The organism is Paenibacillus sp. RC334, from assembly GCF_030034735.1.
Lineage (GTDB): Bacteria > Bacillota > Bacilli > Paenibacillales > Paenibacillaceae > Paenibacillus > Paenibacillus terrae_A.
Map to the genome: position 1 here is coordinate 4,347,591 of NZ_CP125370.1, position 26,158 is coordinate 4,373,748.

19 protein-coding genes and 1 tRNA gene are annotated in these 26,158 nt (G+C 49.2%); 1 reads left to right on the forward strand and 19 read right to left on the reverse strand.

From position 1 onward, the window contains the following. Window positions 1–3: 3 nt before the first annotated feature. The 19 genes from QMK20_RS19965 to QMK20_RS20055 form a co-directional block, all read right to left on the reverse strand. Window positions 4–1,380: a bifunctional folylpolyglutamate synthase/dihydrofolate synthase gene (locus QMK20_RS19965; protein WP_283653001.1), complete on the reverse strand. Its 1,377-nt coding sequence runs from the start codon at window positions 1,378–1,380 to the stop codon at window positions 4–6. A 36-nt stretch (window positions 1,381–1,416) separates the two neighbouring features. Next, entirely contained in the window at window positions 1,417–4,083 is a 2,667-nt protein-coding gene (locus tag QMK20_RS19970; protein WP_283653002.1) for a valine--tRNA ligase, read from the reverse strand. Window positions 4,084–4,491: 408 nt separating this feature from the next. Further along, window positions 4,492–5,808: a LysM peptidoglycan-binding domain-containing protein gene (locus QMK20_RS19975; protein ID WP_349361865.1), complete on the reverse strand. Its 1,317-nt coding sequence runs from the start codon at window positions 5,806–5,808 to the stop codon at window positions 4,492–4,494. Between the two features lie 125 nt (window positions 5,809–5,933). Beyond that, entirely contained in the window at window positions 5,934–6,845 is a 912-nt protein-coding gene (locus QMK20_RS19980; RefSeq protein ID WP_283653004.1) for an RluA family pseudouridine synthase, read from the reverse strand. Further along, on the reverse strand, window positions 6,842–8,146 hold the full coding sequence (gene hemL / locus QMK20_RS19985) for a glutamate-1-semialdehyde 2,1-aminomutase (RefSeq protein WP_283653005.1): 1,305 nt from the start codon (window positions 8,144–8,146) through the stop codon (window positions 6,842–6,844). The genes QMK20_RS19980 and hemL overlap by 4 nt, the downstream gene beginning before the upstream one ends. A 31-nt stretch (window positions 8,147–8,177) precedes the next feature. Beyond that, a complete protein-coding gene (gene hemB / locus QMK20_RS19990; RefSeq protein ID WP_283653006.1) occupies window positions 8,178–9,176 on the reverse strand; it encodes a porphobilinogen synthase in 999 nt (332 codons plus the stop codon). A 45-nt stretch (window positions 9,177–9,221) separates the two neighbouring features. Further along, on the reverse strand, window positions 9,222–10,775 hold the full coding sequence (cobA, locus tag QMK20_RS19995) for a uroporphyrinogen-III C-methyltransferase (protein ID WP_283653007.1): 1,554 nt from the start codon (window positions 10,773–10,775) through the stop codon (window positions 9,222–9,224). 4 nt (window positions 10,776–10,779) lie between these two features. Beyond that, entirely contained in the window at window positions 10,780–11,706 is a 927-nt protein-coding gene (gene hemC, locus QMK20_RS20000) for a hydroxymethylbilane synthase (protein WP_283653008.1), read from the reverse strand. A 1-nt stretch (window position 11,707) separates the two neighbouring features. Next, window positions 11,708–12,355, reverse strand: a complete 648-nt coding sequence (locus QMK20_RS20005; protein ID WP_349361969.1) for a precorrin-2 dehydrogenase/sirohydrochlorin ferrochelatase family protein — start codon at window positions 12,353–12,355, stop codon at window positions 11,708–11,710. An 8-nt stretch (window positions 12,356–12,363) separates the two neighbouring features. After that, window positions 12,364–13,191, reverse strand: a complete 828-nt coding sequence (ccsA, locus tag QMK20_RS20010) for a cytochrome c biogenesis protein CcsA (RefSeq protein ID WP_283653010.1) — start codon at window positions 13,189–13,191, stop codon at window positions 12,364–12,366. A 16-nt stretch (window positions 13,192–13,207) separates the two neighbouring features. Continuing rightward, window positions 13,208–14,602, reverse strand: coding sequence for a glutamyl-tRNA reductase (gene hemA / locus QMK20_RS20015; RefSeq protein WP_283653011.1), 1,395 nt, complete (start codon window positions 14,600–14,602; stop codon window positions 13,208–13,210). Window positions 14,603–14,865: 263 nt separating this feature from the next. Continuing rightward, a complete protein-coding gene (gene yihA / locus QMK20_RS20020) occupies window positions 14,866–15,480 on the reverse strand; it encodes a ribosome biogenesis GTP-binding protein YihA/YsxC (RefSeq protein WP_283653012.1) in 615 nt (204 codons plus the stop codon). 17 nt (window positions 15,481–15,497) lie between these two features. After that, a complete protein-coding gene (lon, locus tag QMK20_RS20025; RefSeq protein ID WP_283653013.1) occupies window positions 15,498–17,834 on the reverse strand; it encodes an endopeptidase La in 2,337 nt (778 codons plus the stop codon). Between the two features lie 111 nt (window positions 17,835–17,945). Next, entirely contained in the window at window positions 17,946–19,673 is a 1,728-nt protein-coding gene (gene lonB, locus QMK20_RS20030) for an ATP-dependent protease LonB (protein WP_283653014.1), read from the reverse strand. 228 nt (window positions 19,674–19,901) lie between these two features. Next, window positions 19,902–21,020, reverse strand: coding sequence for a flavodoxin-dependent (E)-4-hydroxy-3-methylbut-2-enyl-diphosphate synthase (ispG, locus tag QMK20_RS20035; protein WP_283653015.1), 1,119 nt, complete (start codon window positions 21,018–21,020; stop codon window positions 19,902–19,904). 110 nt (window positions 21,021–21,130) lie between these two features. After that, complete coding sequence (gene clpX / locus QMK20_RS20040) at window positions 21,131–22,387, reverse strand: ATP-dependent protease ATP-binding subunit ClpX (protein WP_025684004.1); 1,257 nt, start codon at window positions 22,385–22,387, stop codon at window positions 21,131–21,133. 12 nt (window positions 22,388–22,399) lie between these two features. Further along, a complete protein-coding gene (clpP, locus tag QMK20_RS20045; RefSeq protein WP_044645652.1) occupies window positions 22,400–22,990 on the reverse strand; it encodes an ATP-dependent Clp endopeptidase proteolytic subunit ClpP in 591 nt (196 codons plus the stop codon). Between the two features lie 411 nt (window positions 22,991–23,401). Beyond that, window positions 23,402–24,703, reverse strand: coding sequence for a trigger factor (gene tig / locus QMK20_RS20050; RefSeq protein WP_283653016.1), 1,302 nt, complete (start codon window positions 24,701–24,703; stop codon window positions 23,402–23,404). 143 nt (window positions 24,704–24,846) lie between these two features. After that, entirely contained in the window at window positions 24,847–25,782 is a 936-nt protein-coding gene (locus QMK20_RS20055) for a hypothetical protein (protein ID WP_283653017.1), read from the reverse strand. A 234-nt stretch (window positions 25,783–26,016) separates the two neighbouring features. On the opposite strand from QMK20_RS20055, the gene QMK20_RS20060 reads away from it, so the two are divergent. Beyond that, a tRNA-Arg gene (locus QMK20_RS20060) sits at window positions 26,017–26,091 on the forward strand. Window positions 26,092–26,158 lie beyond the last annotated feature (67 nt).

Sequence of the window (26,158 nt, forward strand, 5' to 3'; positions counted from 1 at the left end):
ATTTCACCAACCTTTTTCCGAATCGGTTTGATACATAAGGGTAGCCCGTACATCCGCAATGAGATACAGTGTTCCGGACACCACCCCCAGATCCTCCGCTTCCGTATGTGACTGAAGCAAGCGAAGAGCCTTTTTCCAGTCACCTTCTACAATAATTTTCAAATCCGTTTTGGCATAGGACGGCCGCAGCTTCTCCACGAGATGAGCCAGTTCAGCGGCATTCATTTTGCGGCGGAAATCGGGCTCGGTCAGGATAAGCGTATCCACTAGTGGCAGTATATGCTGCAAGTATGCTTCATGATGCTTGTTTGACAGCATACCCATCATTAAAACCATTTTTCGGTACGAATACAGTTGGGGAAGACTCTTTGCCAGCGTCTGCGCCCCTTCTGGATTATGAGCACCGTCAATAACAATTCGCGGCGAACTGCTGACCTGTTCCAGACGACCTGCCCAGGCTGCTTCTCTAAAGCCCTCCAGTAGTTCAGCGTCATCCAGCACAAAAGCCATATACTGACGAAGCACCTCAAGCGTCATCAAAGCTCCTGCCGCATTAGCACATTGATGCTCGCCTAACAACGTGATGCCGATTTCCATGTGTCGGAAGGGTCCCGCAAACGAAAAAGTCTGTCCTGTTTCGTCCCCATTCAGCCGTTCATACGTAAACTGTTCTCCTGCTAGATACAAGGTAGCTCCCTGCATTGCCGCCGTTTCCCGTATAACCTGAATAGCCTCTGGCTGAGATACACAACTAACAACAGGTACGCCTGGCTTGATAATTCCAGCCTTTTCGCCTGCGATCTGTTCGAGTGTATCCCCTAAAATATCCGTATGGTCATAGCCTACATTCGTAATGACCGAGACGATAGGACTCACGATATTAGTTACATCCATCCTTCCCCCGAGGCCCGTCTCCCATACCACAACATCTGGAAAAGTCACCGTTGCATAATATAAAATAGCCAACGCTGTCGATACCTCAAACATCGTGGGTGATCCCAAATCACTGGCCGCGATTTCCTTGACCAACGGATACAAACGATTGGCAAGCAAGACCAGTGTATCATCGGGAATATCCGTCCCGTTGAATTGGAATCGGTTCGTAAACCGGGTGATATACGGAGACGTAAAGGTTCCCACATCATAACCGCATTTCAGCAGAACAGAGGTTAAGAAAGCACAGGTCGAGCCCTTGCCGTTGGTTCCCGCAATATGCACAAATTTAAGATGCCGTTGCGGATCCCCCAACATGCTCATTAACTTCTCAATCCGTTCCAGTCCGGGTCTGATTCCGAACGGAATCAAACCGTTAATCCATTCCACTGCTTCATCATAGCTTTGTAAAGGAGCCACTCCCCCGCCCCTGATTGTATCTGACATCCTCTTCACCTTCAGGTCATTTTATAGTTAGTGGAATTATCCCTTGAGTTCTTCAATCCGTGCGATAACTTTGGCGCGCTTATCCGAATAATCGGCTTTCTTGGCCTTCTCTTCCTCGATGACTTTGGCTGGTGCCTTCGCCACGAAGCCTTGGTTGGACAGCTTTTTCTCCACGCGCTCCACTTCACTGTTCAAATGCTGAAGCTCTTTTTCCAGTCTGCTAATTTCCTGGGCAATATCAAGCAGCCCGGCTAACGGCAGGTATAGCTCTGCTCCGCTGACTACAGAAGTCATGGCTTTATCTGGAACAGAGAGTTCCAATCCCGTGTCGAATTCAGACGTATTACAGAATCGACGTACATATTCCCCATTGCGGTTAATGATATCGAGAACGGCTTGATCGCCGGGTTTTACGAGCAATTCGATCTTTTTACTCATCGGCACGTTCACTTCAGAACGGATATTCCGCACTGCGCGAATCACGTCGATCAGCAAATTCATTTCAGCTACCGCATCCTTGTCCTCGAAAGCCGAATCGTAAACAGGCCAAGCGGCCAGTGTAATCGTTTCGCCTTCATGCGGAAGATGCTGCCATATTTCCTCGGAGATAAACGGCATGAACGGATGAATCATGCGCAGTGTCCGATCCAGCACATACGCCAGTACGGACTGTGTTTTCTTTTTCGCCTCTGCATTCTCGCCATACAGGGAAAGCTTCGCAAACTCGATGTACCAGTCGCACAAGTCATCCCAAATAAAGTTGTACAGAAGGCGGCCTGTCTCGCCAAATTCATAAGCATCTATTAGACGCGTGATATCGCGTGAAGTTTCGTTCAAACGGTGAAGGATCCAGCGATCCGCTGTGCTCAAATCACCGGTAATGTCGATATCGGCCGCAGTGACCCCTTCCAGATTCATCAGCGCAAAGCGTGACGCATTCCAGATTTTATTGGCAAAGTTACGTGCCTGCTCTACCCGTTCCCAACGGAAGCGAAGGTCCTGTCCAGGCGTGCTGCTGGTAGAAATCATATACCGCATGGCATCCGTGCCATATTGGTCGATTACGTCGAGCGGATCAACACCATTGCCAAGGGATTTGGACATTTTTCTACCTTCCGCATCACGAACCAGTCCGTGCATAAGCACGTCCTTGAACGGAATCTCTTCCGTAAACTCCAGTGCGGTAAAGATCATCCGCGACACCCAGAAATAGATAATGTCATACCCTGTAACCAGAACATTGGTCGGGTAGTAGCGTTGGAGATCCTCAGTCTGCTCAGGCCAACCCAATGTCGAAAACGGCCACAAACCAGAGCTGAACCATGTATCCAGCACGTCCTCATCCTGTTTCAGCTTTCTGCCAGCATATTCAGGCAAGGTTGTAGGATCCTCTGCCGATACAATAACTTCTCCGGTTTCTTCATCGTACCAAGCCGGAATACGGTGTCCCCACCACAATTGACGGGAAATACACCAGTCACGCACATTTTCAATCCAGTGCAGATAAGTACGCTCAAAGCGATCCGGGACAAAGTTTACACCATTGCCAGCCTTCTGCACTTCAATCGCTTTGGCTGCCAGAGGCTTCATTTCCACGAACCATTGTGTAGACAGATAAGGTTCTACAACCGCACCTGTACGCTCGCTGTGGCCCACCTGATGCACATGCTCCTCGATACGGAGCAGCACGCCCTGCTCTTTCAGGTCAGCGACGATTTGCTTACGGCAATCGCTGCGATCAAGACCCTGATATTTGCCTGCTTCGGCGTTCATCGTACCTGTTTCGTCCATAACGGTAATCTGTGGCAACTGGTGACGTTGCCCCATTTCAAAGTCGTTCGGATCATGAGCTGGCGTAATTTTAACCGCACCGCTACCGAAGTCTTTTTCTACGTAGTCATCCGCAATGACCGGAATTTCCCGCCCGATAATCGGAAGCACGAGTGTTTTGCCGATCATATGCTTGTACCGTTCATCCTCAGGATGTACGGCTACCGCTGTATCGCCCAGCATGGTTTCAGGACGCGTGGTGGCTACAGTGATAAACCCACTGCCATCTTGAAGCGGATATTGCAGGTGATACAGATTTCCGTTTACCTCTTTGTATTCCACTTCAATATCTGATAGAGCCGTACGTGCAGCAGGGTCCCAGTTAATGATGCGTTTACCGCGATAAATCAGGCCCTTCTTGTACAGCTTGACGAATACTTCGCGAACGGCTTGAGACAACCCGTCATCCAGCGTAAAACGCTCACGCGAATAATCGAGAGAGAATCCCATTTTTTCCCATTGATTATGAATGTTGTCCAGGTAGAGATCCTTCCATTCCCAAACCTTCTCCAAAAATTTCTCGCGTCCCAGATCGTAGCGCGTCAAGCCTTCCTCACGCAGCTTCTGCTCTACCTTCGTCTGGGTGGCAATGCCCGCATGGTCTGCCCCTGGCAGCCACAATGCGTCATAGCCCTGCATCCGCTTGGTGCGGATAATAATGTCCTGCAAAGTAAAATCAAGAGCATGTCCAATGTGCAGCATGCCTGTAACATTCGGTGGTGGAATAACGATTGTAAAAGGCTCTGCCTCTGGAAGTCGTCCAGCGCGGAAATACCCCTTCTCCATCCACGTTTTGTACCATTTTTTCTCGGCTGATTTTGGATCGTACGTTGTTGGCATTTCCAAGGTTGTCTTGTTGTCTTGTTCTGACATATCAGGATACCTCCATGATTTTTCAATTGGCAAATAAAAAAAGCCCTTCATCCTCAAAGGACGAAAGGCTGTTCTCTCGCGGTACCACCTTTGTTTCACCCCTAGTGTATGTATCCACTGATCCATTACACATGGTGTGACACTTATGCAGATAACGGCTGCGGACCGGCCTTATTCTACCGTGAACCTCGTACCTTCCGTTGGGATTAAATGAGGGACCGTTCGAACAGGCGACTCCCGGGTGACTTCGGCCAGTAGCTTCCTGCGGAACCTCACAGCGCTGCAATTCCACTCTCTGAAGGGCTTGCTGCCTACTCTTCCCGATCTCAGTCTTTCAATAGCTATACCACATCATACATTTCCCATTGACTATAGTCAACACCCGTTGCTCATTTTCCAATGACCGAATTAAGGGATGTACAATACCTGCCCTTCTTCTACATGATGCTCTGCCAGCTTGTTATACAGTTGAAGCTCCCGTGTGCTGAGTTGATAGCGATCAGCGATCGTTTCTAGTGTATCTTCACGCTGAACGATGCATAATCGGACCTTGCGGAACGGCGTTTCATCCTGTGTATGGAAAAAAAGGTTTTTCCATTTGGCATCCTCACGCTCTTCTTGGGCTTCCTGCCCCTGCGGTTCTTGCTCCAGTTGCTGCTGGTATTCCGCTTCCTTCACCGAACGACTGGATTGTAGCAATGATGAGTAGACCACCGGGTCCGGCTCGTCTGCTTTTTCGTTCTTTTTGCTGTTCAGCGCCACGCGCATCTCCGGTTTATCGTCTGCAACAGTGTCCTGGGACACAGCGTCCACCTGCTCTAATGTCTCACGTCTAAAATCATCCACCTGACCTGCTTCCAGCTGCGGCTCCAGATAGATCTCTGGCTCCGTCGCGTGATGCGGTTCAGCCAGCAAAGGATCATAGACCACATTGGGAGCTGTGGAGGATATTTTCGGCTCACTTCCCGTCCATGCTTCCTCTTGCTGAAATCCCCATACTTCTGGTGTCTCATGCTCATGCTTTACCTCGGAAGTGCTGTCTTCAACAGCTTTACCCGTCCAAGGCTCATAGATCCGGTTCGGGTCTACAGCAGACTCGTAAGCTTGGTGTTCCGGTGATGACTTCTGCTCCCCATACTCCTGTGATGGCTGTTCCCAGGAAGCGTACTCCTGCTGAGCTGGCACCCTGTATGAAGATTCAGACTCCGTCGTATGATCGGATACAGAATTCTGAGTGGCATAAGTTTCTTCCTGACGCTGCTCTGCATTCGCGGAAAAGGGGCGAGCGGGATGTTCAGGTGCGTGCACCACCGTAAATTCCTCATCCAGCCAAACCGCTGTCTCCTCCGCATGGGAGCTTTCCACCCCGTGCAGGGAGAGAACACCTGTAATATTCAGACTACGTAATGATAGCAGGTCCACATCGAAATTCTCAATCTCAACTGAAATGTCTTCCAATCTTCCTACCCGATTCAGTGGAATCGTAATTTCCACAGGGATCAAATGATGAAGCTCATTCATTACCTGTTCAGGTGTGCGGTACACGCCCTCCAGCAGCAAATGCCCTCGCAAAGCGGCATGGTCGCCGTGGGTTACAACCTGAATGCGTGGCAGAAGCTCAATTTCCTCCAACTCAGCAATCCCGGCAGCTTCCTCCGTCAAATGAATGCGTTCATAAATATCAAAACGCAAGCCTTGCGGCTGATCATTCTGTTGTTTGTTCAAGGATGGCATCCTCCTTTGGGCAGCCTCCGCACATCCTCTGACTCCTGTCAGGCGCACGGAAACTCCATATTGCAAACCGTTTCTAGGTTCAAGTATATGCGCCAAAATAGAAGGCATGCCATCTTTTATAGCTGTTGATGCAGCTTTTGAAAATCATCCGGCCAAGCATCTTCCACAGTAATCGTTTCACCGCTCAGCGGATGACGGAAGGTAAGACGCTCTCCGTGCAGCGCCTGCCTGCCAAAATCAGCAGCCCGTCCCCCGTATAATACATCCCCCAATAACGGATAGCCCGCATGGCTAAGATGAACGCGAATCTGGTGCGTTCGGCCTGTTTCCAGTGTTAAATATACGAGGCTAACCGCCTTTTGACCGCTCCCCCACACTTCACCAAGCTCCACATGGGTAACCGCGCTCTGTCCGGTCGAAGAAACACGGCGACGCTGCTTGTGATGCCTGTCCTTGCCAATCGGCCAATTCAGCGTCCGCAGTGATGAAGGGACTTCACCCCGTACCAAAGCCACATAACGGCGACCGATATCTTTGGCCCGCATCTGCTCGTCCAGCTTGAGCAACGCGAATTCATTTTTGGCATACAGCACCGGGCCTGTCGTATCCGTATCCAGTCGATGCACATGCCGTACTGCCGCATGGATGCCATTCATCTCATAATACGATGCGACCGCATGATCCAACGTCAGTGGTCCCTCTTTTACAGCTCCGTCCGGATGTACCGCCATACCCGCCGGTTTGTGTGCGACCAAGCAAAAATCATCCTCATACAGCACCTTCAAATCATACCAGCGAGGAATCACGCCAAGGTTTGTAACGGGAAAAAGGGCCAGCCGCAGCCGGTCCCCCGCAAGTTCAATCTGCTTTTCATGTCGCAGTCTGCGCCACAGCTTGTCCGGTAGCTCCAAACGGTTCAGCAACCAATGATCTACAGCATCGGTGTAATGTTCACCCTCTGTGATTTCCCGTCCCGGTGTGACTTCCAGCCACGGTCCCCGTCTTTTCCAGCCGCCCTGCCAGCTCATAGATGTTTGAGCGCGCGATAGTTCGCTTCAATGGTAGCATCAATATCTTCCACCGTATGCACACCCGACACAAACATGCCCTCAAATTGGGATGGCGCCACACTGACCCCCTCGTTCACCAATTCGGTAAAGTAACGGCGGAAGTGGTCCTGATTACTTGTTTTGGCTGTATCAAAATTGACAACCTTCTCCTCCGTGAAAAAAGGACAAACCATGGAACCCACACGGTTGATCGTGACAGGTATACCCAACTCACGTGCATTACGCTCGAATCCGGCCTGAAGCCGGGCTGCCCGTTCTTCCAGTCGATCATATACTTCTGGCGTCAGCAATTTAAGCGTCGAATAGCCTGCTGCCATAGCCAGCGGATTTCCGCTAAGCGTACCCGCCTGATAGATCGGACCGGAAGGAGCAATCTGTTCCAGAATATCGCGACGTCCGCCATAAGCACCTACAGGCAGACCTCCGCCAATGACTTTACCCAGGCATGTGAGATCCGGGGTCACACCAAAGCGACCTTGAGCTGAATGAAGTCCTACCCGGAATCCGGTCATGACTTCATCAAAAATCAGCAGGCTTCCATACTGCCGGGTTACTTCGCGCAGTCCTTCCAAAAATCCGGGTTGTGGCGGTACGACTCCCATATTTCCGGCTACTGGCTCGACAATAATGGCGGCAATTTCCTCGCCAAATTTTTCAAAGGCCAGTTTCACCGAAGCCAAATCATTGTAAGGAACGGTGATCGTGTGTGAAGCCACGACCTCAGGTACACCGGGGCTGTCGGGCAGACCCAGTGTTGCCACACCAGAGCCTGCTTTAATCAGCAAGCTGTCCGCGTGACCATGATAAGAGCCTTCAAATTTAAGGATTTTGCTGCGGCTCGTAAATCCGCGTGCGAGTCGAATCGCACTCATCGTCGCCTCGGTTCCCGAGTTGACCATACGAACGATATCCATAGAAGGAACACGCTCACAAACGAGCTTCGCCATTTCGGTTTCCGCTAACGTCGGCGCTCCGAAACTGGTTCCTTTGACAACTGCAGCCTGTAAAGCCTTAACGACCTCAGGATGCGCATGTCCCATAATGAGCGGTCCCCATGAACATACATAGTCAATATAGGATTGACCGTCGATATCATATACCCGCGATCCTTCTCCACGGTCGATATAAACAGGCGTAATGCCGACGGATTTAAAAGCCCGGACCGGACTGTTTACGCCACCCGGAATATATTGCTTTGCCTCATCAAAGGCTACTTTGGAGCGCGCATCCTCGCGCACTGTTCGTTGTTCGTTGATCATTCTGATCACTCCTGTCTTCTGGAAGATACGTTTATTGCTTCAACCATCTTGCCGCATCCTTGGCGGAATAGGTAATAATCATGTCTGCACCTGCGCGCTTCATGCTCGTCAGAATCTCCAGCACCATCGCTTTTTCATCAATCCAGCCTTGAAGAGCTGCCGCCTTGACCATCGCGTATTCACCGCTGACGTTGTAAGCCACCATAGGCAGATCAAATTGATCCTTAATCGTGCGCATCACGTCCAGGTACGAAAGGGACGGCTTCACCATCAGCATGTCCGCACCTTCCAGCACGTCGGATTCTGCTTCTCGCAATGCTTCACGCGCATTGGCAGGGTCCATCTGATAGGACTTGCGGTCACCGAATTGCGGTGCAGAATCTGCCGCTTCCCGGAAAGGCCCATAAAAAGCAGACGCATATTTGACGGAATACGACATAATCGGAATATGCGAAAAGCCTTCCTCATCCAGCCCTTGTCGAATCGCCTGCACAAAGCCGTCCATCATATTGGATGGCGCGATAATATCAGCGCCCGCTCTCGCCTGGGAAACGGCTGTACGTACCAGCACCTTCAGAGATTCGTCATTCAGCACTTCACCACATACCTCACCATCATGCTCATGCATGTGGACCATACCGCAGTGCCCATGATCCGTAAACTCGCACAAACAAGTGTCAGCCACAACCAGCAGCTCGGGATAACGAGACTTGATCAGACGTGTAGCTTCCTGAACAATACCATCGTCAACAAAAGCCGAAGTACCCAAGCTATCCTTCGTCTCTGGAATGCCAAACAGGAGCACAGCAGGAATGCCAAGCTCACTAATTTCTTTCAGTTCTTCTTCCAATTGATCCAGAGAAAATCGGTACACACCCGGCATGGAGCTGATTTCCCGCTTCACTCCTGTACCGAATGTTACATAGATGGGCTGGATAAAATCAGCTGGATTCAATACCGTCTCACGTACCATACTGCGGATAGCAGCAGATTGACGCAAACGGCGATGTCTGGTAAAAGGAACACTCATGATTGCAAACCCCCAGTTTTTATACATTCATTTGGTGAAATATAATTATGATGTCACAGCGCTTGATTGTTTCCAGTCACATAGCGATTGAATCAGGCTTTCAATAGTTGCCTTTTCCGCCATGAAGCTGACGGTCAGGCCCGCTTGGGTCGCTGTTTCTCCGGTGAGAGGACCAATCACAGCGATCGTCACTCCCTCCAGCAGCGACAGCGGATCTTCGACTCCCATCTGCCTAAGTGCTTCCAGAAAAAAGGTTACTGTTGAGGAACTGGTAAAAGTAATCGCATGGATGGCACGTTCCTCAAGCAGCTTGAGTAGTTCATCATCCTGTGCGTTTGCCGCCAGCACGGTTTGATACAAATCGGCCTCGGTCACCTCAAGTCCAAGCTCTCTCAGCTTCTCCGGCAGCCAGGACCGAGCTAGATCGCCTCTTGGCAGAAATACGTTCTGCCCTGCCTGCAAATCCTGCTCAAACGCTTCGAGCAAGCCCTCTGCCTGAAAGGGACCTTCAATCTGCTCCGCTTCAATTCCGTGCGTGCGAAGTGCCGCCGCTGTAGCCGGTCCGACTGCGGCAATACGCGCCTTAAACAGCGAACGCACATCCTTGCCTTGTTCCTTCAGATGAGTGAAAAAGTATTCCACTCCGTTAACGCTGGTAAAAAACACCCAGTCGTATTCAGGCAATCGTGCAAACGCCTCAGTAATTTGCCGTTTCGTTGGCTCGTCCGTAGGGATAACCGTCTGGATGACGGGAAATTCATAAGGCTCGCCGCCAAGCTCTTCAATCCGATGAACCAGACTGCTGGCCTGGGCGCGCGCACGTGTAACCAAAATCCGCTTGCCAAACAAAGGCATATCCTCAGCCCATTTTAACTGTTCACGCTGATTAACCACTTCTCCGACGACGATAACGGCGGGAGGCTGAAAATTCGCGGCTTTCACCTTGGCCTCAATATCTGCCAGGGTACCCACCAGTGTATCCTGCTCCGCCCGGGTTCCCCAACGGATTAAAGCAACGGGTGTGCTTGGCGATTTGCCGTGTTTCATCAGTTGCTCACTGATATAGCCGATCTTCGCCACACCCATCATAAAGATCAGTGTGCCCGTTGCGTTCGTTACTTTATCCCAATGAATACTCTTGTCGAGCTTGTCCGGACTTTCATGCCCCGTAATGATAGACAGCGATGAGGCCATATCCCGGTGTGTAACCGGAATGCCCGCATAGGCGGGTACGCTGATTGCTGAAGTGATGCCGGGTATGATTTCATAGGAAATACCATGTTTACGCAGCAGCCCGGCTTCCTCTCCAACCCGACCAAAGATGGTGGGGTCTCCCCCTTTGAGCCGAACAACCGTTTTTCCTTCCAAGGCCAAGTCCACCAGCAACTGATTAATTTCCTCTTGCTTCATGGTGTGACGATCCGGCAACTTGCCGACATATATTTTTTCGGCACCTGGCTTCATCAAACCCAAAAGGCGAGGGCTTGCCAGTCTGTCATAGACAATAACATCACCCAGTTGAATGCATTCCCAGCCCTTGACCGTAATCAGTCTTGCGTCACCGGGTCCTGCGCCTACTAAATATACCTTTCCTGCCATTCCATCATCCCCTCACCTGCGCCAGGATCTGTTCCGCTCCTTTGGCGATCAAGCTGGCCGCCACCGCTTCTCCCAGCTTTTGCGGATCATTTCCCTGGAGCGTTTCCTTCAAAATAACTTCGCCATCCGGCGAGCCTACCATGCCCGTGAGGCGGATTTCCTGGTCAGCCCAGACTGCGTGAGCCCCGATTGGCACCTGGCATCCCCCATTCAGCACGCCCAGGAAGGTTCGTTCTGCCGCAACCGTAGACGAGGTATCCTCGTCGTTGTACAGGCGCAGCAATGCCAGCAGCTCTTCATCGTCTGCACGGCACTCAATACCGAGCGCTCCTTGTCCGACTGCTGGCAAGCAGGCTTCCTCCGGTATATAGGACGTGATTCGGTCTTTCCAGCCCATCCGGTTCAAACCTGCCGCAGCCAAAATAATGGCATCAAATCCTTCAGTCTCCAGCTTTTTCAGGCGGGAATCAATATTACCGCGCACAGGCTCCAATTGAAGATCCGGTCGTAATGACTTGATCTGGCTGGCTCTGCGCAGGCTGCTTGTGCCGACCTTTGCCCCTTGCGGCAGGTCCTCCAGGCTCTTGAATCCCAGGGTAACGAGACAATCCCGCGGGTCCTCCCGACGCGGCACCGCGCCGTTCACTAGCCCTTCTGGCAATTCTGACGGCATATCCTTCATACTATGTACTGCCATATCAATTTCACCAGCCAGCATGGCCTGTTCAATTTCTTTGACAAACAGCCCTTTGCCACCCACCTTGGACAACGTTACATCCAAAATCCGGTCGCCCTTGGTCAATATTTTTTTTACAACAAACTGCATATCCAGCCCATGCTCCGCGCACAATGCGTTTAAATCCTCGATGACATGCCCGGTCTGAGTTAGCGCAAGCGCGCTCTGTCTGCTACCTACCACAATTGTTCGCATGCTATTCCTCCTGATTTTGCGCAATCCATGTGTCTATCTCTTCTTGAGTCCATGCAGTAAATTCCTGACGTCGTATTTGCTCCAAAATTCCGCTACTCGCCAAACGTCTCAGCAGTTTCGCCCTTTGCTGCGGGGAAGATACGATACGTTTAATCGCTTGCCGCATATCGTACATGAAATCCAGATACGGTTCGTATTCCCTACCAAACAGCGTATCCAAAGCCGATGTAATTTCGGACGTAACAGCCGGACCTGCACCTGCGGTGGATACACTGATCGTTAGCCTGCCCCGCCGGATGATGCCCGGCGTTATAAAGTCCGCCTCTTCCGAACGGTCCGCCACATTTACCAGTATACCCCTTTGTCCGGCCTCATGCGCAACCGTATCGTTCACATCTCTCCGATCGGTCGCCGCATATACAAGAAAGGCTCCCTGGAGGTCACCCTCGCGGTATACGCGATTTACCCAGTGGAGCTGCTTATGATCGGCCAGAACCTGTAAATTCGGCGTTATATTCGGACTGATGACGGTAATGAACGCCCCGCTTTCCATCAGTCCCTTTACCTTGCGTTCCGCTATCCTTCCGCCGCCCACAATACAACAGATCTTATTTTTACAATTCAGCGAAATCGGCACAAAATGCTGCAAATGGCCATTCACTCTCCCGTCCACTGATGAAATACAGACCAGGAATTCAGCAAAAAGTTAAGAATCAATAGCGTGTAGCCCACCAATGCCCATTTTGCCATCACAAGGCCCGACTTCTGATTGAATCTTTTGCTCACTAAAAATACAATATACACGCACAGGGCTATCGCTGTCATCAATACTTTAGTATCCAGTAGCAGACGCCAGCGTTCTTCAGCAATAATAGAAATGACTGCAACTACAATGGAGACCCCAAGCAAAGGAGTACCAATCAACAACGCCATGTGGGTATACCGATCCATCATTTCCAGACTCGGCAGACGCCGGATCGTATCATTCCATTTCTTGACTTTCAATTTACGATGCAAAAATAGATAGAGCCCCGAAAACACAGCCGCTACCGTCATGGCTACAAAGCCAAGATTAGCCAAAGCGATATGGATGAGAAGCAGCCCATGCACCGTATGCCAACTTCCAAGCGGGTTGTTAATGGGCTCCATCCATATATTATTGAGCACAAGAACCGCAAAACTAATAATGTTAAGCAGCAATACCGCAAATTCCGACCGCTGATAGCGTGACAGTATTAGAGAAATCAGGACCAAAATAAATGAAAACAGAAATAAAAAATCGTAGGTCACGAAAAAAGGAAGATGTCCTTCGTTCCAGGTCCTCATTCCCATATATATAAGCTGGAGCACAAGAACGACAGCAAGAAGCCCTGTACCTGTCCGTTTGGCACTCGCATTACGGCGAATGCCATCCGAGAATACAAACAGAAGGCTCAGGGCAAAAACATAAATCATCGAATCATATATAAGCGTGCTTAAAGCCACGTCCACTCACCCGCCTTTACAGGCCAGCCGGCGCAAACGACGCTGGCGAGGCTTGGGCCTGACCGGATTTTTCATGAATACCGACCTCCGGTTTCATTAACGCGGATGCATCGCTTTTATCTACTTTCTGAGCGGCGTCCTCCAAACGATCCTCCAGAGCAAAAATGTGGCTAAACAGTTCAAGCGCCTCATTCCCCTGCTTTTGGACAGCCAGTTCCTTCACCGAATTGATCGGATCATGCATCATCTGGTTCAGCATGCTTTTCGTCAAACGGCTAATCACTTTGCGTTGTCGTTCATCCAACTCGGGAAGCTTGTTGAACAAGCTTTCGAGCGTATCCTGATGCACGGACTCTGCTTTTTCCTGTAAAGCACGAATCACCGGACGCACTCCCATCGTTTTTAACCATTGATAAAACTCGCCAAGTTCCCCTTCGATCATATGCTCAATTTTGGCAGCCTCGGTACGACGCATTTCCAAATTACTCTCCACGATGCCTTCCAGATCATCAATATCGTAAAGAAAAACATTCTGCAATTCGCCAATAGCCGGGTCCAAATCACGTGGAACCGCGATATCAATCATAAACAAAGGCCGGGACCGACGGCGTTTCATACTGGCTTCAACCCGCTCCCGATCCAGAATATATCCTTGTGCACCTGTCGAGCTAATGACAATGTCCACATCCGCCAACCGATTCATACCTTCCTCCATCGTGACCGGCGTTCCGTGAAACTTGGAAGCCAAATCTTCCGCTCTGGATAAAGTCCGGTTCGCCACAATGACCTCGGCTGCTCCCCCGCTGTACAAATGCTTAACGGTAAGCTCGCTCATTTTACCCGCACCAAGAATCAGTACCTTCTTATCGGTAAACATCCCGAAAATCCGTTTGCCAAGCTCAACTGCTGCATAGCTGACGGATACGGCGCTTTCTCCAATGGACGTCTCCGAATGGGCACGCTTGCCCAATGTGACGGCCTGCTTAAACAGCATATTAAACCACGTTGCCGTAATTTTCTGGGATTGAGCCTGAAGAAAAGCGTTCTTCACCTGTCCTAAAATTTGTGTTTCTCCGATCACCATAGAGTCCAGGCCACAAGTCACACGGAACAAATGCCGGATTGCCTGCTCGTCCTCATATATATATAGATGCTGTGTAAATTGATCGCGAGGAATACCGAACCATTGCTCCATAAAACTGCGTATAAAATAACCGCACATGTGAAGGCGGTCCACCACGACATATATTTCAGTCCGATTGCAGGTTGCGACAATTACGCCCTCCAACACACTTTTGGTGAGTTTGAGTTGTTCCAGCGCTTTTGGTAAATCTTGTTCCGCAAATGTAAAACGCTCTCTGACTTCCACAGGCGCCGTACGATAATTCAACCCAACAACGACGATGTGCATTGCAAGTTCACCTGCCTAAACTGTAATAAGAATAACCACTGTTATCATAAACTATGTTAATTATATCACAGAAGTCCGAATCTCCTCCGGCTGTTTTATGAATTGTTTATGAAAATTGGATGGCAAACTCCAACATCCAAAATGTTCTCTATCGTTTGATATAGTTTGAACCAGTCTTAAAACAAATAACCATGGAATAAATCCATGGTTATTCTTCGCATATATCTTTTCCGATAGAGCGCCCTCCATGGACGTCCTTCTTCTTAGATTTCCGGCTGTTCCTCGTCTTCGTCGTTCTCAATATAGCTGGAGATGACCGACCATAGCTCGTCCTTACCCATGCCTTCTTCAGATGAAAAGGGGATAAACAAACCCCCAGGAAGTATTCCGAGTTCCTGCTTGATTACTTTATAATGCTTCTCCCGCCGTGTTTTGGGGATTTTATCTGCCTTCGTGCCTACAACGCATACTGGGAGTCCGTTATGTCGTAACCAGTCATACATCATGATATCATCCTTAGACGGTGGATGACGCAAATCGACCATTTGAAGCACCAGCTTGAGTGGCTCCCGTTCCAGCAAGTACGACTCAATCATTTGCCCCCAGGCTTTACGGGACGTTTTGGATACCTTTGCGTAGCCGTAACCCGGAAAATCGACGAAATAGAGATCATCATTAATCCGGTAATAATTGAGCTGCTGTGTTTTCCCCGGCGTAGAACTGGTGCGCGCCAAGTTTTTACGGCTAATCAACCGATTAATCAGTGACGACTTCCCTACATTGGAACGCCCCGCCAGAGCAATCTCCGGCAAAGCGTCCACAGGGAACTGATCGGGGCCAACCGCGCTAATAATAAAGTCTGCTTTTGTTACTTTCATTGTGTCCTAATTCCTCTCTAATGTACCCTTGCCTGCTCAACCAAAGCATGCTCCAGCACCTGATCCATATGGGCAACGGGAACAAATTCAACATCCTGCCTAATACTGTCGGGAATATCTTTTAGATCCCGTTCATTATCCTTGGGAAGCAGAATTTTTTTGTAGCCTGCCCGGTGGGCTGCCAGCGACTTCTCTTTCAATCCGCCAATAGGCAATACGCGGCCGCGCAGGGTAATTTCACCCGTCATAGCTACATCCTTGGATACATGACGGTTGGTCAGCGCCGAAATCAACGCTGTAGCAATGGTAATCCCCGCCGATGGCCCATCCTTCGGAATCGCTCCCTCCGGAATGTGGATATGAATATCATTTTTCTCATAAAAGTCCGTAGCAATGCCCAGCTCAACCGCTTTGGAGCGAGTATAGCTAAATGCTGCCTGCGCGGATTCTTTCATAACGTCTCCCAGCTTACCTGTAAGAATCAGCTTACCGCTGCCGGGCACGACCGTCACTTCAATCATCAGCGTTTCACCGCCGACCTCTGTCCACGCCAAGCCTGTAACCGTACCAATCTGGTCTTCCAGCTCCGCTACACCGTAACGGAATTTGGCGACGCCTAAATAATCCTTCAGATTATCCGGTGTAATTCGAATCGGGCCTTCTCCGCCGGATACCACTGACTTCGCAGCCTTGCGGCACAGAGAAGCCATTTGCTGTTCGAGATTCCGCACGCCGGATTCACGGGTATATTCGCGGATGACACGCAGCAGCGTATCCTCCCCGATGTCCAGTTGCTCCTCTTCCAAACCATGCTCTCTCTTCTGCTTGGGCAGTAGATAACGATTGGCGATTTCGAGCTTTTCCAGCTCGGTGTAACCCGGAATGTACAATGTCTCCATCCGGTCCATCAGCGGACGCGGAATGTTGTGCGCAGCATTGGCTGTCGTCACGAACATCACATTGGACAAATCGAAGGGCAGCTCGACAAAATGGTCACTGAACGTATTGTTCTGTTCGGGATCAAGCACCTCCAGCAACGCCGCCGAAGGGTCACCTCGAAAATCAGAAGCCATTTTATCAATCTCATCCAGCAAAAAGACTGGATTAGACGTTCCTGCCGTCTTCATCCCCTGAATGATACGCCCTGGCATCGCGCCCACATAAGTGCGGCGATGACCACGAATTTCCGCTTCATCCCGCACGCCCCCGAGCGAGATGCGGACAAATTCCCTCCCCATGGACTTGGCGATGGAACGAGCCAGCGAGGTCTTGCCGACCCCCGGTGGCCCTACGAGACACAGAATCGGACCCTTAATGGTCTTCACCAGTTTGCGTACAGCCAGATACTCCAGCACCCGCTCCTTCGGCTTATCCAGTCCATAGTGGTCATCATTCAGTACCTCTTCAGCCTTGACGATATCCAGATCATCATCCGTGAACTTGTTCCATGGCAAGCTTAACAGCCAATCGACATAATTACGGATAACCCCGCCCTCGGCAGAGCTTGCAGGCATTTTCTCCAGACGGTCGATTTCCTTCTCAACCTTCTCCTTCACAGGAGCGGGCAGTTCCAGTTCACTTAGCTGATTGCGCAGTTCTTCTACTTCTCCCGCGCGACCTTCCTTCTCGCCAAGCTCCTTCTGGATCGCCTTCATTTGCTCACGCAGGTAATACTCCTTCTGCGTTTTCTCCATCTGTTTCTTCACGCGCTGGTTAATTTTACGTTCCAGCTCCAGTACCTCACGCTCGTTATTCAAAATATCCAGAAGCTTCTCCAGACGTTGAGTTACGTCGATCGTCTCCAGTATATCCTGCTTCTCCTTGATTTTGAGCGTTAGATGGCTTGTAATCACGTCAGCCAGCCGTCCGGGCTCCTCAATGTCGGATACCGCAGCGAGAGTTTCGGGAGTTACCTTTTTGGACAAGTTGATATAATGCTCGAACTGGGTCAAAACAGTACGCATGAGCGCATCCGTCTCGGGATGCACGTTTTCTGCCTCATGCAGCTCCTTTGCCAGTACCTCGTAATATTCCTCATTGTCCGTATATTGAATAATCTCGGCACGTTCCAGCCCTTCCACCAGCACCCGAATCGTTCCATTGGGAAGCTTGAGCATCTGGCGCACTTTGGCTACCGTGCCGACTCTAAAAATATCCTCTTGTGCGGGTTCTTCAATATTTACTTCTGATTGAGAACACAGGAGAATCAAATTATCTTCAACCATCGCTTTTTCCAAAGCCTTGACCGATTTTTCCCGGCCCACATCGAGATGCAGCACCATGCTCGGGTAGACGAGAAGTCCTCTTAAAGGCAGCAAAGGAAAACGACGACCTTTTGTCTTGTTGGGTCCCATCGCTTTCGCACCTCCAGTGATTCTCAGGTTCCGGATTTTACAATCCTTCACGTTGTTATCTTTCATATTTTATCAAATGTTTTATGAAAAAACCAATGAAAGGGTAGTTCATTAGCAAGATCCTGTGTCCGATATCGTCCCGTTATGCGTCCCATCGGCCTGCAACAGCGAAGATTGGGATGGGCGAAAAGTCTCAATTGGTGTGTGCACAGGTAAATCTGACGTCAATTCTTCTCCAAATACGTGCCGGAATACTTCCGTAACCGACTGCACCGGAATGACTTTCAAGCCTTCAATACTGTCAAAAAGAGACTGCCAGTTGTCCTGAGGAATGATCACCTTTTTAGCTCCTGCCTGAAAAGCAGCCTCAACCTTCGCTAATACGCCGCCAATCGGTTTGACACGACCGTGAATGCTGACCTCTCCGGTCATCGCAATTTCGTGATCCACCGGAATTCCCCGCATTGCGGAAGCAATAGCCGTTGCCATTGCAATACCTGCCGACGGGCCATCTACTGGTGTTCCTCCGGGGAAATTAATATGCAAATCGTAATTTGACGGGGACAATCCGAGCGTACGCAAAACGGTCAATACATTTTCTACAGAGCCTTTGGCCATACTTTTACGCCGCAGCGTGCGGGAGCCGCCGCCAATCTCTTCCTCATCCACCACACCCGTAATATTATAGGTTCCCTTTCCCGCAGGAACCGGAACTGCTGTAACCTCAATCTCCAGCAGCATGCCCATATTCGGGCCATATACGGCCAAACCGTTAACAAATCCGATTTGTGGCAGACCCGGTATTTTCCGGTCAGGACGCGGTTGAATTTGGCTGCTGCCTGCTACCCATTCCACATCCGAGGCGTTTAGACGTTCCCGTTTCTCCGTAAGTGCCAATCCGGCAGCAAGCTGAATCATATTGACGGCTTCCCGGCCATTTGTGGCGTAGCGCTGTACAACTTCAACCGCCTCCGGGCAAGGACCAAAGCCCAGCTTGTGGACGGCATCCTCAGCAATACGGGCAATTTCCTGCGGCTGAAGGGCACGAAAATAAATTTCCATGCAGCGGGAACGAATGGCAGGCGGCAGCTCGTGCGGCGAACGGGTCGTCGCACCTACCAAACGGAAATCGGCAGGCAAACCATTTTGGAAAATATCATGGATATAAGCAGGAGTATTCGAATCCTCCGAGTTGTAGTACGCGCTCTCCAGAAATACTTTTCGGTCCTCCAATACTTTCAACAGCTTATTCATCTGTGTGGGATGCAGCTCGCCAATTTCATCAATGAACAGCATGCCGCCATGCGCCTTCGTTACAGCTCCGGGCTTGGGCTGTGGAATACCCGCCACTCCCATTGCTCCAGCACCTTGATAAATCGGATCATGCACCGAACCAATTAACGGGTCTGCAATACCCCGCTCGTCAAAACGGGCAGTCGTCGCATCAATCTCCGTAAATTTGGCGTCTCCCTTGAACGGGGAGGACAGGTTTTTCTTAGCCTCTTCCAGCACCACACGCGCAGCAGCCGTCTTGCCCACTCCCGGTGGGCCATAAATAATAACATGCTGTGGATTCGCACTGCATAACGCTGCCTTGAGCGCTCGCAATCCGTCCTTCTGACCGACAATATCCTGTAATGTGGCAGGACGAGTGCGTTCAGCCAGCGGTTTGGTTAATGAAATGGAGCGCAGTTTGCGCAGCTTATCCAGTTCCTTGCGGGATTCCCGGTCCACTGCGCTGCGGTTCGTCTTTTGGCTCCGCAAAAGGTTCCAGAAATATAGACCGATGACAATCCCAAAAAACATTTGCACCAACAACAAAATCATAGTAAAGTCCATCGTATTTCCTCCGTTTCTCATCTCAGCATTTTGAAAAATGCCGCTAAAATGCCGTCTATGAAAAACAGTATTTCCTTTTCCCCAATAGCTAAACGGCAGTCTTCCAAAAGATCAGAGAGAAAATACAAAAACACCGCGAAGAACAGTTCTGTAGCAGAGCTGCCCTCCACGGCGTTTAAATGATAGCAATATAATATGATTATTCCTCTTTATGGGAATCGATTTTACCTATACCTTCTCGGCTGTATGACGTTCCTCGCGACCCGGAATTTTACCCGTCTCTTCATACGCCTTGACGATGATGTCAATTTCTTTTTTCAATTCGTCAACCATGTCAGCCTCGGGAACTTTGCGAATCATTTTTCCGTAACGGAACAGAAGTCCTTCCCCGCGCGCTCCGGCAATACCGATATCGGCTTCCTTAGCTTCCCCCGGGCCGTTCACCGCACAACCCAGTACCGACACTTTAATCGGCACCTTGAGTTTTGCAATATAATCTTCGACTTCGTTGGCAATTGAGAACAGATCAATATCCAGACGTCCACAAGTCGGACAGGAAATCAAAGTCGCAGCATTCGTGATCAGCCCAAAGGTTTTGAGCAGTTCCCGCGCAACCTTCACTTCTTCCACTGGATCGGCACTCAGCGAAATACGCATGGTCGAGCCAATGCCCGCTGCCAGCAAGGCACCCATTCCCGCTGAACTCTTAACGGTTCCGGTAAAGAGGGTACCCGCTTCGGTAATACCCAGGTGTAGCGGATATTTGATGATTTCGGCTGCCTTCGTATAAGCAGCAATCGCCATAGGTACATCAGATGCTTTCAGCGACACGATAATATCGTGAAAATCAAGCTCTTCCAGTATACCGATATGATACAGTGCGCTTTCTACCATCGCTTCCGGCGTAGGATAGCCGTACTTATCCAGCAAATGCTGTTCCAATGACCCGGCATTCACACCAATCCGAATCGGAATTCCCTTTTCCTTGCATGCCTTAACGACAGCTTCCACTTTTTCACGACGACCAATGTTGCCAGGATTGATACGAACCTTGTCAATTCCGTTTTCAATCGCCAGCAAGGCCAGCTTGTGGTTAAAGTGAATATCCGCTACGAGCGGAATATGGATCTGTTTTTTGATTTCCTTAATGGCTGCGGCAGCTTCCTCATTGTTGACGGTGACCCGTACAAGTTGGCAACCCGCCTCTTCCAAACGGAGAATTTCAGCGACAGTAGCTTCCACATCTGCTGTTTTGGTCGTACACATGCTTTGGATGATGACTTCATTGCTGCCGCCAATCGTCAGATTCCCGACTTTAACGGGACGTGTGTCTTGTCTTAAGAACATGTACTTTTCTCTCCCATTAACACCAAACCTCCACCCCATAAAACCTCATATGGGTTTAGTGAAGTGGAGATCCGGCTTCTCATGTTTTAGAGATCGCGAAGTATCAATCCTTAGGCGCTCTCTTCTTGTTTTTTATCCTTATCTGTACCACCGAGTTCCGGTGCGATTTTATCTTTTACAACTTGCTCATTGATGACGCAAGTCGTGATATCATCACGGGAAGGAACCTCATACATCACATCCAGCATAATGCCTTCAATGATCGCACGAAGGCCACGGGCACCCGTGTTACGCTTGATGGCCTCACGGGCAATGGCTTCCAGAGCATCTTGCTTAAACTCCAAAGTAACATTATCCAATTCGAGCATCTTCTGATACTGCTTGACTAATGCATTTTTGGGCTCAGACAAAATACGAACCAATGTGTTCTCATCAAGCGGCTCCAGCGTAGAAATAACTGGCAAACGTCCTACAAACTCCGGAATCAGACCGAATTTCAAAAGATCTTCAGGCAACACCATAGAAGTATATTCGCCCGGTTTCAAATCCTTTTGATCTGTAGTGGCATTGAAGCCGATGACTTTCTTGCCAACACGACGTTTGATCATTTGCTCCAGACCGTCAAAGGCACCGCCGCAAATGAACAGGATGTTGGTGGTATCAATTTGAATGAACTCTTGATGAGGATGCTTACGACCACCTTGTGGAGGTACAGAAGCAACCGTGCCTTCCAAAATTTTAAGCAAAGCCTGCTGCACACCTTCACCCGATACGTCACGCGTAATGGACGGGTTTTCGGATTTGCGGGCTACTTTATCAATTTCGTCGATGTAGATAATGCCGCGTTCAGCTTTTTCCACATCATAATCGGCAGCTTGAATCAATTTTAGCAAAATGTTTTCAACGTCTTCGCCCACATAACCTGCTTCCGTAAGGGAAGTGGCATCTGCAATGGCAAAAGGAACGTTCAAGATTTTAGCCATGGTTTGCGCAAGCAACGTTTTACCTGAACCTGTAGGTCCGAGCATCAAAATGTTACTTTTTTGCAGTTCCACATCATCAATTTTGTTCTGCGTATTAATACGTTTGTAGTGGTTATATACCGCTACGGACAACGATTTTTTTGCTTGATCCTGACCAATTACATATTGATCCAGAATGTCACGGATTTGCATTGGTTTCGGAATGTCTTTCAGATCTACTTCTTCCTCATGACCCAATTCCTCTTCCACGATTTCTGTGCACAACTCGATGCATTCGTCACATATATATACGCCCGGTCCAGCAACTAGCTTGCGAACCTGATCCTGAGATTTACCGCAGAAGGAACATTTCAGTTGTCCTTTTTCATCATTAAATTTAAACATAGAGCCACCCCTTTACAGATTAATCGGTCTAGACAGCACCTGGTCAATGATGCCGTATGCTTTTGCCTCTTCCGCTTCCATGAAGAAATCCCGGTCAGTATCACGTTCGATTTTTTCGAGGGGCTGACCCGTACGCTCGACATAGATTTGATTCAGCTTGGCACGCGTTTTGAGAATCCAGTCCGCATGGATCAGCATATCGGAGGCTTGCCCCTGAATGCCACCCAACGGCTGATGGATCATAACTTCGCTGTTGGTAAGCGCATATCTCTTGCCTGGCGCACCCGCTGTGAGTAGCAAAGAGCCCATACTTGCAGCCATGCCTACACAGATCGTCGATACGTCTGGCTTAATGAATTGCATTGTATCATATATACCCATGCCCGCAGTTACAGAACCGCCCGGCGAGTTAATGTACAAATTGATATCCTTCTCCGGATCTTCCGCAGAAAGGAATAATAGCTGTGCAATGACGAGATTGGCGACATCGTCATCAATCGGGCCACTCAGGAAAATAATGCGATCCTTAAGCAACCGCGAGTAAATATCGTAAGATCGTTCTCCTCGATTCGTTTGTTCCACAACCATAGGGACGAGACTCATCACGACCAACCTCTTTTCTTTATTGAAATGAACACCAGTATTCATCCACTTCCTTAAGTCCCATTAAAACGGAAGCGGCAAGCATGAAACGGGAACACCTTACAAAATATTTTAACATGTTCAGAGTCTCGTGTCATATTTGCATCCGCTCATATATGCAGTGCGGGCTGTTATACAACGTGCTTAGCCGAGACCTTCTCATATTTAACCATGTTTCGTATGTATGTGCAAATGTACAGCAGTGACTTATGTACAACAATAAAGCGCAACTCACATAATTTTCCATAAAAGACTAAAATATGGATTTCCCAAGGTAAAAATAAGGCACGTAACTTTCACTACGTGCCTTATCCCTATCTAATTGCTACGTTGCAACCTGTTTGGCATACCCCGTATATTTTATCGTTTGAATTACTCGACAGCTTCAACTTCTTTGCTGTTTTCCAACAACAAAGCGATCGTTTTGCGCAGTGAAATTTCTTCTTTCAGGTTTGCGAACGAGCCGTTACCTTCCAGAATACCGCGAATTTCTTCAACCGAACGTTTGTAAGCTTCAGCCATGTTTTTCAGCTCTTCATCAATTTCCGCTTCGGAAACTTCGATGCTTTCCGCTTTAGCCACTTGCTCCAGCACGAGGTTGTTGCGTACACGCTTCTCAGCATCCACTTTCATTTGCGCTTCCAGATCTTCCTGGCTTTGGCCGGAGAATCCGAGGAACATTTCAAGATTCATGCCTTGGCTACGCAGACGGTTGTCAAAATCGCGAACCATGTTTTGCACTTCACTTTTGATCATCGCTTCAGGAATGTCGATTGTTGCGTTCTCAGCAACCTTCTCCACTACCGCACCCTCACGGGCAGCTTTAGCTTCATTTTCCTTACGCTCCAGCAGTTGCTTTTTCAAGTCTTCCTTGAATTCAGCCAGTGTATCAAATTCACTTACGTCTTTTGCAAATTCATCATCCAGCTCAGGAAGAACTTTGCGTTTCAGTTCATGAACTTTCACTTTGAAGACTGCTTGTTTGCCAGCGAGATCAGCAGAATGGTAGTTCTCAGGGAACGTTACTTCAACGTCCTTGGAATCGCCTGTGTGCAAACCGACCACTTGCTCTTCAAAGCCAGGAATGAACGTATTGGAGCCCAGCTCCAGAGAATACTTCTCAGCTTGTCCGCCTTCGAATGGTACACCATCAACGGAACCGTCGAAGTCGATAATAGCCGTATCGCCGGATTGTGCAGCATCTTCATCAACGACAACCAGCTCGGCATGACGTTGTTGCAAACGCTCCAGCTCTTGAGCCAGCTCTTCGTCAGTTACTTCGAGTTTGCTTACAGGCACTTCTACACCTTTGTACTCACCCAAAGTCACTTCAGGCTTAACAGTAACCTTGGCTTTGAATTTGAAAGATTCGCCTTTAGCGAATTGATCAATTTCAACGTCAGGGCTGTCTACCGGGAAAATATCCGTTTTTTCTACAGCTTGGCTGTAGGCTTCTGGCAGCAGGAAGTCAATTGCATCCTGATACAAGCTTTCAATACCATAACGCTTTTCAAAAATAGGACGTGGTACTTTACCTTTACGGAATCCTGGTACACTTACTTGTTTAGCCACTTTATTAAAAGCTTTGTCGAGTGCAGCGGCTACACGATCCGCGTCAACCTCAACTTCAAGAACCCCAAGGTTCTTCTCTATTTTCTCCCAAGTTGCTTTCATTTTATGCTTTCCCCTCCAACAAAATCTTCACTTAGTTTTCATACGATCAACGCACACAAAATAACCACTATAGTATATCTAACATTACTATCTTTTTCAAGGGCAGCTCCTTGAATGACTTCACAGGTAAACGTTTCCGGCCGTTATGGAGTGTTCATTCCCGCCGCTACGAATAGACGCATCGACCGATATACCTGCTCAAAACGGAAGCGCAATGCATCGGTAATGCCATATATAGCACGGGTTTCTTCCTCGTCCTTGTTGCCACTCAGACTCTCCGATACCGTCTGATGGAGTGCTGCCGCCCAAATATCCGGCATCCCGTCCTCCTCCACCAGCATTGACCTGTAATCTTTCGTACCGTACACCGCCATCACAAACTGCGACCATAGCTCCTGCGCAAAATAGAACAGCGTAGGCTCATGCACTTCAGTCTGATCGGCCACCCGCTCCAGAATACGCATAATCGGTTCAGGAAATTCATCCGGCCGCAACGGAATAGACTCAATCTCGATTTCTGCCTTCTCATCTCCCCGGCTGATTTCGATCGTCCCTTCCATTCCGCGTCGTCGTAGTGTCTGCAAAACACGGAATTGAAGCAGAGGGTGGATTTCCCGTTCCTTAATCCAGTTAAGCAGCGCATCGTCGATTTCTGGCAGATCCAGATAAGACAGTTGTTCCAGCGCTAAAATCGTCTGTTCCGACAACGGTTCATCCATAGCCATATGTAGCAGCTTGTTGCCGTAGCCTGCATCCTGCTCCTGCTTGAAGCGCGCATGTTGGCGAGCCAGCTCTGCTTCATTGACCTCATCTTCTGCCGTAGTGTCCGTGTCCGCCCCTCTGTCGGCATACTGTGGAAATGCGGCCTCCAGCCATTGTAAAAGGGCCTCCCACTCTTCGTATTGCTTCTGTTCCTGTCCCTGACACTGCATCAAAAAACGCAGCATCGCCATCGCCTCTCCGTAACGCTCGTTTTCAAGCATTACAGTGAGTTGAATTTGATAGTAATCCAGTGTCTTCGGAAACAAAACAATATTATTTTCTTTTGTCGTCACCTTGGAGTCCTTTATTAAAGGCACCCCCTCTCCACCGCAAGCTAAAGTATTTGTAGATTATATGAGAAACAGCGGCCGAAGTCCAACCTCTCGTCTTCCACATATTCACCTGTATTCTAACATACCCTTTTATGAGGCAAAAAAAACGATAGCTACTTTGATTTTTATGCTAAAGAAAGCCTGAATACCGGATATATGCGAAATAAAGCTTGAATTTTTTTTATCCATGTGATATATTAATCTTCGCTTGAATTTTATGTCCCAGTAGCTCAGCTGGATAGAGCAACGGCCTTCTAAGCCGTCGGTCGGGGGGTTCGAATCCCTCCTGGGACGTTATCGTGAGAAGCTTCCGTAAGGGAGCTTTTTTTCGTTTCACAACCCCCGCACAAAAAAATATATT